Annotated in this window: 3 protein-coding genes; all 3 read right to left on the bottom strand. The window is 65.0% G+C overall.

Annotated elements, in window-relative coordinates; translation table 11 throughout:
- Positions 1-8,703, bottom strand: an 8,703-nt coding sequence (locus HMPREF2888_RS06545; RefSeq protein ID WP_070518531.1) for a type I polyketide synthase, incomplete at its 3' end; no start/stop codon positions are given.
- Between the two features lie 187 nt (positions 8,704-8,890).
- Positions 8,891-10,429, bottom strand: coding sequence for an AMP-binding protein (locus HMPREF2888_RS06540; protein ID WP_061920327.1), 1,539 nt, complete (start codon positions 10,427-10,429; stop codon positions 8,891-8,893).
- Between the two features lie 43 nt (positions 10,430-10,472).
- Entirely contained in the window at positions 10,473-12,203 is a 1,731-nt protein-coding gene (locus HMPREF2888_RS06535; protein ID WP_061920329.1) for a long-chain-fatty-acid--CoA ligase, read from the bottom strand.
- Positions 12,204-12,371 lie beyond the last annotated feature (168 nt).

Below are 12,371 nucleotides of genomic sequence, written 5' to 3'. Positions count from 1 at the left end.
CACCAGGTTCTTCGCCTTCGGTGCGATGAGGGGATCGACACAGTCCAGCGAGACGTTGGCGGGGATGCGCCCGGTACGGAAGACATCGATGAGCCCGCCGGTCTGGAAGAGCGCGGCGCCGGCTTTGGAGTGGCCGGTGAGCGTCTTTTGCGAGATGACGAACATCGGCTGATCCGCGTCGCGCCCGATAGCTGGCCACAAGATGGAGTGCAGCTCGGACTCGTTCGGGTCGTTGGCGTTGGTGGAGGTGTCGTGCTTGGACAGCACCGTGACGTCGTTCGGGCTAAGGCCCAGCCCGCGCAGCGAGCGTGCGAGACGAGAGTTCTCTCGACCACGACCGGCGCCCAGAGCGCCGAGGCCCGGAGCCGGAATGGAGGTGTGGGCGCCGTCGCCGTAGGAAGCGGCGTGGGCGACCACGGCGAGCACCGGCAGGCCGAGCTCGGCCGCCAGCGAACCGCGCACGAGCAGAACCGTGCCGCCGCCTTCGCCTTCGAGAAAGCCGCCGCGGCGGCGGTCGTTGGCGCGGGAGATGAAGCGCTCGTCGATGCCCTGCGCGGTCATGGCGGAGGTCTGCGCCGTGGCGTTCATATCGCCAAAGCCCTGCAGTGACTCGACCTGAACGTCATCGATGCCGCCGGCGACCACGACGTCAGCTTTACCCAGCGTAATCTTGTCGACGCCCTCCTCGATGGACACCGCGGCCGTGGCGCAGGCGCCGATGGGGTGGATCATCGAGCCGTATCCGCCGACCAAGGACTGCATGGTGTGCGCTGCAATGACGTTGGGTAGGGCTTCCTGCAGGATGTCGGAGGGGCGGTCCTCGCCCAAGAAGCGGGAGACGAAGACCTTGTGCAGGGACTCCATGCCGCCGATGCCGGTTCCCTGCGTGGTGGCGACCTGGCCTGGGTGGACGGCCTGCAGGAGCTCGGCGGGGCTAAAGCCTGCCTGGGTAAAAGCATCGACGGCGGTGACCAGGTTCCACACGGCCATGCGGTCGAGGGAGTCCAGCATGTGGTCCGGGATGCCCCAGCGGGCGGCGTCGAAGTTGTCCGGCATCTGCGCGGCCACGGTGCGGGTCAGCGTGGCCTTGCGCGGCACCTTTGCGGTGGCGCCCTTGTGGCGGGTGACCTCCCACTCGCCGTCAGCCTCGCGGATGCTGGTGAACTCTGGGTCGGCTTCGGCGATGTCGCGGGCGAGTGCTTCCGAGCTGACGCTGAAGGTGATGTCGCGGTCCAAGAACACCGTGGTCAGGTCGATGGAGCCGCGGTCAACCAGGTGGTACTTATCGGTGAGCTCGCGGACGCCGGCGCGGGCCACGACCTCGTCGCGGAAGCGCTCGTAGATGTCCTCTTCTGCAATCTGTTCGTCAGTCTCGCCGACGAACCAGCCCGGCGTGGGCTCCTCGTGCCATGCGATGAGGCCGGTCATCCACGCGAGTTCGATGACACCGGCGGCGGTCAGCTCGCAGGAGCCGTCGCGCTGCAGGCCATACTCGGCCTCGAAGCGGGTGCGGCCGGAACCCCAGGAGCTCACCTCGCCGATACCGGCGATGACCACCATGTCGTCGAGGTCGGTGGTGATGTCGCCAAGTTCCTCAGCCAGCTGCGGCTGCACCGGGCGTGCCGGGGAAGGCAGTGCCTTGATGCGGGCGGTGGTGTTCTTGACGGCACTCTCTGCAGCGGACTGCGCAGCAGGCTTCTCGACCTCTAGGGAGGTCAGCGAGAAGCCTTCGAGACCGCCGGTGAGGTCTGCCTCGATCGGGCGTTCGGTGGCGCGGGCGCGGGACTCGGCGGAAGCTAGGTCTAGCAGCTCAGAGGAGATTTCCTCCGGCGACCAGACGTGGATGCCGGCCTTCTGCGCGGCTGGAACGAGGACGTCGTTGCCGCCCATGAGGTGAGTGCCTGCAACCCAGCCGATCTTGGCTTGCGCAAGGGTGACGCTGGCAGGCCAACCAGCCTCGACGTTCCACTTGGCCAGGATGGCGTCGAGCGCGGCCTTGACTTCGCCATAAGCGCCGTCGCCGCCGAAGGTGCCGCGGTTGGGCGAGCCCGGCAGGACTACGTGGCACCGGGTGGGGCTCGGGGCCTTGACCGCGAGGTCAGAGAGGCCGCCGATGAGGCGCTCGACCGACCACAGCAGCAGGCGAGCCTGGGACTCCGTGGAGGAGCCGGCGTCTGCAAGCGAGCCGGAAACAGACGGTGCCGCGAATGGGAATGCCAAGGTTGGGGTGAGCGCTGGCTTGAGAATCTTCACCTCGTTGCCCACGGATTCGCGCTGCTCGGAACCGATCCACTCCACCAGGGAGTCCACGTCGCGGAAGCTGGTGAGGTTGGCCGGAACCAACCACAGGGCAGATCCCTGGCGGCCGTGCTCGGCGTAGAGGCGGCGGGCGAATTCCTTACGGGATTGGGTCACTCGCGATGCCGTCATGATGACGGTTGCGCCGCCTGCGAGGAGGCGCTCGACCACGGCGGTGGCAATGGAGCCCGGTGCGGCGCCGGTGACGAGGGCGACGTCGTCGGCGTAAGCGCCGCGTTCGGTGGACTCGGCGGCTGCGGCTATCTGCTCGAAGTGGGCAGAGTCGACAGCGGTGTTCCCCGAGCGTGCCCACCAACGGGCCTGTTCAGCCACGGTGGCGCCGGCGCCCTGGAAGACGGCAGGCTGCGCGAGCTCGTCGTCGGCTACGATCTCACCGAGTGCTACGCGGGCGAGGCGCTCGCGGGCGGTGGCCCAGGCGTCGTCGAAAAGCACGGCGTGTGCCGCGTCGAAAGAAGGGGTGACGGACTTGAGCCAGCCGGAACCGAGCTCGGCCTCGACGGCCTCGATGACCTCGGTGTCTGGGGCGGTGGCCTCGGCAGGCTCGGCGACGTGGCCGAGCTGGGTGAGGACCTGGCGGGCCACGGTGGCGAGCACGCCGTTCTCACCGGTCACGGTCTCGGCGTAGGCCTCGAGAGCGGCGGAATCCACGACCCCGCCGGAGGCTCCACCTGCGGCAGCGCCCTTGGAGACACTGGCGCCGTGCGCATTGGCGACGCCCTGGACGGCGGCGTCGATAAGCTCGTGCGCCGCGGACTTGCTGGTGGCGCTGGACGGAACCGTGTTCAGGCTGCCGCCGCGGACGGAATCCTCGTCGCGGGAGCCGAGCAGGATTTCGGCCTCGACGTGGGCGACCCAAGACTCAGGCAGGCCCCAAGTGCCGGTGACGTACTCGGCCACCGCGGCGGGCTTGAGGCCCGCAGCGCCGAGCAGCTGGCGCAGGCGTGCGGTGACGGCTTCGCCAAGGACGCTGCCGAAAGGCGCGTAGCCAGGGGCGGCGGCGTTGACCTTTTCGCGCAGCGAGGCGACGTCCGCGTCTGCCGCGCCGTCGATTGCAGGCACGCCGATCTCAGCGGACATGTCCATCAGGAGCTGGTTGCGGCGCGAGGAAACGCCGTTGGTGAGCTCCTCGATGGTGTCGGAGTCGTTGATCTGGTCTATGCGGATCTTGTTCTGGAACGCAAAGAGCACCATGATGGCCTCGGCCGCGCGGAAGGTGAGCTCGGGGGCGGCACCTGCGGAAGGCGCAGCCGGGGCAGGACCTGCGGGAGCGAACTCGGCCGGGGCTGGCGCGGATTCAGTGGCTGGGGTGGCTGGGGCGGCTGGGGCCGATGCGGCCTCGACAGTCGGTTCCTCTGTCTCTGGGGCGGTCTCGGGCTCTGGTGCTGCCTGGACGTCCTGGAGTATGACCTGGTCTTGGTCGCGCTCGACGTTGAATACGGGCAGGTCGCGGCCTGCCACGGCCAGGGAGCGCTTGGCCAAGTTGGTCAGGGTTGGGGAGGCGGCAAGGCCGACCTCGATTAATTGATCGACCTCGTCGAAGAGCAGTTCCTGGGTCTCAATCCAGCGCACCGGGGAGGCGAATTGCCAGGACAGCAGCTCGATGAGCAGCAGGCGGGCGAGGGCCTGAGGTTCGAGAGAGGAAGCGTCGAGGCCGTCGAGCTTGCCAGAAGGAGCCATCGGGGCCACGGTGTCGACGAATTCTTGGGTCAGCTCGAACGGCACTGCCACGAGGTTCGGCACGTAGCGGCCGACCAGCGCGTCGAGGTCGAGCTCAGCCGGAAGGAGCTCGTCGAGTTTCTCCGCAAACGCGGCCACGCCATCGCGCAGCACGCGGGAGTGGAACGGGACGTCGATGCCCGGAACCATCACGGCTGCGCGTTCCTTGACAGCGTTGGCGCGGCGGACCAGCTCGCGCAGGCCGGCCTTGGTTCCAGCCACGGAGTACTGCTGACCGCGGATGTTGTAGTTGACGATTTCTAGGAACTCGCCGGTTTCTTCCGCAATGGAGGCGACGTAGGCGTCCACCTCATCACCGCTCACGCCGATCATGTTCGGACGCAGCGCGGCCATGGCGTACTCGGAATTCCCCTCCGCGTCGCGTGGAACGAGGCTTCCCATCGCGGAGCCGCGCGAGTAGACAATGTCGATGACCGCTTCGAGATCAAAGATATTGGCCAGCGAGGCCAGCGCTGTGTACTCGCCGAGGGAGTGGCCAGCGTACATCGCATTTGAGGCAACGGCGTCGTTTTCGCGCAGGCGCGCAGTCTGCGCATAAGCCACCACGGCCAGTGCTACCTGCGTGAATTGGGTGAGATGCAGCACGCCCTGCGGGTGGACGAAGGTTTCATCGTTGACGCGCAGGGAAGTGGGGTTGTCATCGATGACGTGTCGGATACTAAAGCCCAGCGCCGCACGGGTGTGCTGGTCGGCGCGGCGCCAAATCTCCCGCGCGGCCGGGGAAGCGGCGCGGTCCGTGCTGCCCATACCCTCGGCTTGGATGCCCTGACCCGGATAGATGTAGGCGGTGCGCGGCTGTGCAAGCAGCGCCTGCCCGCGGGAGACTACTTCGCCGTCGATGCGGCAGGTGACTTCGAGCGCGGCGTGGATGCCCTTGCGGCCGACGCGCTCGACGACGATGTCAATGACGTCGTGCAACTGAACCATTCCGTACATGGAATAGGTCCAGCCCACCACCTGCCCGTGGCGGGCCGCGAGGTGCTGCGCGGTGGCAGAAAGCCACATGCCATGAACCAGCGGAGCCTCGAGAGCCACGAGCTGGGCGGCGTTATAAGAAGTGTGGATGGGGTTGTAATCGCCCGAGACCAGCGCGAATGGGGTCATATCCTGCGGGGCAGTGACTACCGCGCGGTCGATAAAGGAGCGCGGGGTGGAGGTGATCTTGGTCGAGGATTTGCCGCCGCCCCACTCCGGAGTCGGCGTAGGTGCCGCGGTGCCGCTCGCGCGCCCACGGATGGCAAAGCGCTGGACTTGCGTAGCGACGATTTCGCCCGCATTTTCCGGGACGTCGGGGCCGTTGCGCAGTTCGAGCTCCACGGTCACGATTCGCCCGGAGGCGGATTCCTCGATGGAGGTGCACTGGGAGGTGACGTCGATGCGGCGGCCGTCGGCCAGCTGGGCGAGAGGAACACGCAGGTCCACGAGGTGATCTAGGTGCACGGCGTTGAGCAGGCCCTCGATGACTGGGTAGCCATCGGGCAGCAGGCCAGAGCCCAGCGCGGTGTAGATGGCCGGCCAGCAGGGGCCGACTAGCACATCGGGGGTGCCCACCGGCAGGGCCGTCTCAGCCACGGGCAGGCCCGCGCCGGTGACAGCGGTGTGCGCCTCCAAAAGAGAGGCAGGCAGGTGGAAGGAGTAGTGCGCGCGGCCGAAAGGCGCCTCCGCGTCGATGCTGTCTTCTTCGATGCGTGGCATCTCGTCGATGACGTCGCCTTGCTCGGCCACCGAGCCCACGCCGGCGAGGCCGCGCAGGAGCGCGTAGACGGCATCGGGCAGGCGCTCGTGGGAGACCACCGGCGAGCCGCCCGTGGACACATCGGCCGGCAAGTCCACAGGCACGGTGACCTCACGGACGTAGAAGGGGCGCTGGTTATCCGGCAGGTTATCCCAGTAGGAGTCGGCGTGAATAACAATTTCCCATTGGCCGGTCTCATCCTGGCGTAGCTCAAAAGCGGAGGCATCCATGTGGAAGGCCGGGTTATCCATCAAGTGGCCATGCCAGACCAGGGTGGGGGAAGCCTTGATGAATTCCGCGGCGTCAGCAACCGCGTGCAAGCGGGAGAAGAGGCGTTGTGGCTCTTCGCCTGTATCGCACAACTGTTGGGTGGTGGCGGCCTCGAAGCGCGCGAGCAGCTCCGCCACGGGCTCATCCTTGCGCGTGATTCCGGCAACCGACACGGGGCCCGGGATGATGCGCACTTGGTCGGCGGTGTAGCGCGGGTCCTGCGCCTGCCACAGCGTGTCTTTGCCAAACCACGTCTTGAGATCGCCGTCGATGGCAGGCACCCACGGCATGGGTTTTACATGTTTGTAGTGCAGCGAGATCCACCAGGCGGCGTCCCGTGGGGACACGCTTGTCGACGCCGCCTCCGGGTAGGTTTCCAGCAAAAGCTTTAAAGCGGCAGGGGCATCGTGGACGTCATCGATGCTTGGGAAAAGGGTGTCGATCTCGCCGTGATCCGCCGGGTTGAGGCGCGCCTCCACGCGGTGGAGAAGGTCGAAAAAGCGGTCATCCCAGGTGGGATCGACGAAGGGGTGGGCCAGCTCGACGAAGCGCTCCAGCCACTGGGCGTAGGTCATCTTCTCGACGTCGCCGAAGTAAGGCTTCGAGGTTTTGTTAAGGGCGGCGATGATTTCTGCGCGGTGGGCCGCGTAGTCCTCGGTGGACAGGGAAGTGATAAGGCGCGAGGCCGCGGCGAAGGAGTTGTCGAGGTCGTGGATATCGGCCAACAGGTGGGATTGGGAGGAGGCCACGCCATTGGTGCCGGTGCCGCGGCCGACCCAGCCGCCGTTGTCTTCTGGCGAAATGCCGGTGGTGTCTACCAGCAGCTCCTTGACCGAATCGGTGGCCTTGGCCTCTTTGGTGGCCATGGCGACGGTGCCGATGAAGACGGCGTCGACAGGCAGGCGCAGCTGACCGTAGCGCAGTGCCCACTTGCCAGTGAGATAGTCGGCGGCGCGCTGTGGAGTAGAGATGCCACCGCCCACTGCGAGCACTACGTTGTTGTGCTCACGGATTGCGGCGTAGGTCTCGAGCAGCATGTCATCGAGGTTGACCCAGGAGTGGTGGCCGCCGGCGTGGCCGTCCTCGACCTGCATGATTACCTGGTGTTCCGGGTAGGCGGCGGCGATGCGCAGGACGTCGCGAATCTGCTGGGCGGTGCCGGGTTTGAAGGAGATATAGGGGAAGCCATCGCTGTGGAGCTGGTTCAGTAGCGAGCCTGCTTCCTCGACTTCTGGGATGCCGGCAGAAATGCACACGCCGTTGAATGAGGCGCCAGCCGCACGCGCCTTGGGCACGATGCGGGTTTGACCGAATTGCAGGTTCCACAGGTAACGGTCGAAGAACATGGTGTTGAACTGTGCCGTGCGGCCTGGGTTCAAGTGTTCTTCCATCACTTTAAGATGGGTGCGGAAGACCTCGTCGGAGTACATTCCGCCGCCGGCCATCTCGGTCCAGTGGCCGGCGTTTGCGGCGGCGGCCACGATCTCGCCGTCGGCGGTCGTTGGCGTCATGCCGCCCAGCATGATGGGCGAGAGACCCGTGAGATCGGAGAATCGGGTTTGGGTATAGAAACGGCCATCGGGAAGCTCCACCAGGCGGGGCGCGAAGTCGCGGTAATCAAGCGGCTCGGGCAGCTCCGTGCCCGGTGTGGCAAGGGCGTCGCGTTGCTCGGGCGTAGCAATCTCTACGATGACGCTGCCGCTGCCGGTGACCAGCGGCTCACTCAGGCGCGTTAGGGAAGCGTCGAGGCTGAGCAAAAACTCCGAGCCTTGTGCTTGCTTTTCAGCGATGTTTGCCTGGATAAGGCTCGGCCAATCGTGTTCTTCGACGAGAATTTCGCGCGCCAGGCCGTGGTCTGTGATTCCGCAGGCAGCTGCCCATTCTTCGGTGAGCTCGGCGGCGGCGTGAAGGCTGGGATGGTGGAAGGGAAGGGCCACTGGAAGCTCGGTGGCGTGGAGCTCGAGCTCGTCGCCGCCTACGGTCCGCTCTGTGAGAGTGGCGTTGTATTCATCCACTGCGCCTTCCAAGGCGGTGCGCGTGGCTGCGAGGTAGTCCGGGGAACCGGATAACGCGAAGGCCCGGCGGCCGTTGACCACGGCTATGACGGCATCGGCTTGGAGGCGTTCCTCCACGAACTCGCGCGTGAGTCCGCGCAGCGCCAGCATGTGCGAGCGGGCGTCGACGCTGCCGTGGCTTGCCGACGCCGCCGTTCCCATCACTAGTGCCAAGCTCAGCGCCTCCTGCGGGTCGTGCAGCGCCAGCACTCCGAGGGAGCCTTGGGAGTGGCCGAGTGCTCTTTCCGGACGCAGGCCCAGCTGCGCGAGATGCTCCACTGCGGCGATCTGCCCGAGCACGATTCCCGGGATGGAATAGGCGGGGAAGACGTCTGCGTCCTGGACGTTGTCCTCGCCGTCTATAAGTTCCTGCAGGCGGCCGAAGACGCCGGGGCAGGTTGACGCGATTTGGCGCGCGACTGGGGCGGTGGTGGTGCGGGCGGATTCGAGGAGCTCGACCAGGCGGGTGCGAACCTGTGGCTGCGCGGCGGCCTGTGCGAGTGCCTTCTGCCAGGCAGAACCCTGGCCGGCGAAGAGGATGGTGGCGCCAGTTAGGCGGTGAAGTGGTGTCAGGGATGACAAATGCATCGGGTTATTACCTCGGAGTTTTTTGGTTGGAAGAAAAAAGAGGAGAGGAAGTAAAACCGCGTTAAAGAATAGTTAGCTATAACAAAATAAACGCGATGACGACACGGTAGCTTACATAGGCGTAAGTTTGCAGCCTTATTCGCCCAAAATGTGAGGTTTTACTCAACTTTGGGGGTGGCTGGAAGAATTACAGAAAACGCTCGGCCACAGCGCGGCGGCGGAGTTTGCCCAGGCCATCGCGGCCTAGGTCTGGAACCACGATGAACTCGCGCGGGACCTTATAGCGGGCGAGCTGGCCACGGCACCACTCGCGGAGTTCTTCCTGCGTGGGCTGCGCGGCATCCGCGGGCGCGCCGGGTTGGGCGCTGGCGAGCACGATGCAGGCTACGACGTCTTCGGAGCCGTCGGGGCGAGGGCGGCCGATAACGGCGGCGTCGGCAAGCGCAGGGTGAGAAAGCAGCACCTCTTCGACCTCGCCGGGGTAGACGTTGAAACCGCCGGTGATGATGGTCTCTTTGAGGCGGGCGCGCAGGGTGATAAAGCCATCGGCGTCCTGAGTGGCGAGGTCGCCCGTGCGCAGCCATCCGTCCTGGAAAGCGGTGCGGGTGGCCTCCGGATTGTGGAGGTAGCCGGAAAAGACCTGTGGCCCGCGCACGAGTAGCTCCCCGGTGTCGGGGTCGATGCGTACCTGCGTATCCGGCATGGGGATGCCAATGCAGCCGGCGCGGCGGTGTTCGTTCAAAGGATTGCAGGTCACAACGGGCGCGGCCTCGGTAAGCCCATAGCCTTCCACGAGGAAGCCGTGGGCCTGAGTCTCCCACTGGCCGATGGTTGCAGAGGGCAGCGTCGCGGCGCCGGAGATGGCTTGGGCGATCTTCGGAAGCTCCGGTGCGGCGTCCACAATGCGCTGATAAACCGTAGGGACCGCGGGCAGCCAGGTGGGAGGGGCTGCCGCAATTGCCGCAAGGATAAGCTCTAGGCGCGGGGCAGGCACGAGGCTAATCGACGCCCCCGTGACCACACCTACCGTCAGCGACATGGTCAGGCCATAGGAGTGGAACAGCGGCAAAACCGCCATCGCTTGTGGGTGCTCCTCCGGTAGGCACCAGTGGGCCATTTGCAGTGCGTTGGCGGCGAGGTTGCCATGAGAGAGCATGGCGCCCTTGGGGGTGCCCGTGGTGCCGGAGGTGTAGAGGATGAGTGCGAGATCGTCTTTGTTTACTTCGGCCCGTGGCGTTTGCTTCTTACCCTCGGCGAGGAAATCTTCCCAGTCTGCGTCGGCGTCGATGACGTGCTCAAGCTGCGGCAACTCGCGGAAGATGCCTACCGCCGGCCCCTGTGCGATGGCTACGCGGGCGCCATGGTGGGCCACCATCGGGGTCAGTTCATGCGTGGTGAACTGGGGATTGTGCTCCACCACGGCAGCGCCCAAGCGCAGTGCCGCATAAAAGGCAATGACGTGGGCGGGGCGGTTAGCAAGCGCCAAGGCCACGAAGTCGCCGCGCTGCACGCCGCGGGCGCTCAGTGCGCTGGCGGCCCGGTTGATCTCGGCGTCGAGCTGCGCATAAGAAAGTTCTTCGCCCATATAACGCAGCGCCACCCGCTCGGGGTGCGCGGCGATGGTCTCAGCCAGTTGGCTAAGGAGCGTGGCGTTGCCGTAGTCCAACGAGGTGGGCGTCCATTCGCCGTAGAAGCGGTGCCAGGGCTGAGAAGAAGAAAACTGCATCGCTTTTAAGCTTAGCCCTGGCTGCTATGGCGGGCCTAAACCGCTAGCTGTGGTTTCCGGACTTTAGGCGCTGCAGCAGATCCGCCTGCACTTCGCGGCGGCGAATCTTGCCTAGCTGGTCTGCGGCAAGGTGCTCGAAGTGGTAGAAGGTGCGCGGCACCTTGTAACGGGTCAGGTTTTGGCGCGCGAAGTCCTTCATGCCTTCTGGGTCGAGGGCGGCGCCGTCACGCAGGATGACACAGGCGACGACGTCCTCGGAGCCGTCTGCACGCGGGCGGCCCACCACGGCGACATCGACGACGTCGGGGTGCATGCCGATGACCTTTTCGACTTCACCAGGGTAGACGTTGAAGCCGCCGGTGATGATCATCTCCTTGATGCGGGAGACGATCTTGATGAAGCCATCGGACTCCATGACCGCCATATCGCCGGTGCAGAACCAGCCATCGTGGAAGGCCTTTTCAGTGGCTTCTGGGTTCTTGAAGTAGCCCTTGAACACCTGCGGGCCGCGCGCGAGCAGCTCGCCGGGCTCGCCGTCTGGCATGGTCTCGTCAAGGTTGTCCGGGTTAGCGATACGGATTTCGGTATCGGGGAAGGGGATGCCGATGTAGCCGGGGCGTCGTGAATTGTTCATCGGATTGCCGGTAAGGACCGGGGAAGTCTCGGTGAGGCCGTAGCCTTCAACCAATAGGCCGCCGCTCAAAGACTCCCACTTCTCAACGGTCTCCGGCGGCAGCGCGGCGGCGCCCGATAGCGAGTTGTGTACGCCGGTGATGTCGACGTTGTTGGCTTCTGCAGCTTCGATGATCTTGGAATACAAGGTGGGCACGCCAGGCAGCCAGGTAGGCCGGTGCTTTTTCATGATGTCCATGATGAGCGGGATCTTTGGTGCCGGGGTGAGTACGAGCTCGCCGCCGACGTAGACGCCGAGTGCTGCGAGGAGTGTGAGGCCGTAGATGTGGAACATTGGCAGAGCGGCCAGCATGCGCTCGGGTTTATTGCCAAACTCGGGCACCCAGGCCACACCTTGTTTCACGTTGGCGCAGATATTCGCGTGGGTGATTTCCGCGCCCTTCGGTGTACCCGTGGTGCCGGAGGTGTACAGGATGATGGCGGTGTCTTCGGGGTGAATTTCGGCGTCGGCAAGCTTGGTGCCATCGCCGCCGATTGCGGTGCCGGTCAGGGTGCTCCACGGCACGGTGTTGGGCGCTGGGGCGGTGAGCTGCTCGCGCTGCTCCGTGATGGGTGGGATAGGAATGCGCAGGAGCAGCTGCTTGCTGCGCGGCATGGCCTCGGTCATGTTGACGGAGATGATCGTCTCAAGCGGGGTGGTTTCGCGCAGCTGCTCGAAGGTGGCGGTCATCTTGTCCCAGACAATGGCCACGCGGGCGGCGTGATCCTGGAAAAGGCCCTCGAGCTCGTGGGCGGTGTAGAGCGGATTGTGCTCGACGACGATTGCGCCCAACTTGAGCACCGCATAAAAGGCCGCGATGTGCTGTGGGCAGTTAGGAAGCGCCATGGCCACGCGATCGCCGGGGCGGATGCCAAAGGCCTTAAGCCCGGCCGCTGCGGCGCGAACCTGGATATCTAGCTCGTGGTAGCTTTGTTGGCGTCCAAAGAACCAGGTAGCCGGCCAAGTTCCGTGCTTGGCAAGGTTCTCGTTGTAGATATCAAGCAGGGTCTGTTCGCCGTAGTCGAGGTGGTGGTTGGTCCACTCGGCGTAGCTGGCAAGCCAGGCTTTGGACTCGTATGCAGATGGCTGGGTATCCGACATGACGTCACTCCTTTGGGGTGGCAAACAGTTTTGTTTCGGACATTATAACCATTTTGTGAACTAAATACTTCTGCCTGCCAAACTTTTGCGATGGGGTAGTTGCCGTTTCTCCTTAGCTCGCCGTGTTTGTGGTCCGCTAGAATTCACATTTGTACTCATAGTTCTTGC

This window comes from Corynebacterium sp. HMSC077D03 (assembly GCF_001808545.1).
In the GTDB taxonomy this organism is placed as follows: Bacteria; Actinomycetota; Actinomycetes; order Mycobacteriales; family Mycobacteriaceae; genus Corynebacterium; species Corynebacterium simulans.
The sequence above is the reverse complement of the archived record's forward strand: the minus strand, read 5'-3'. Positions and strand labels throughout refer to the sequence as shown.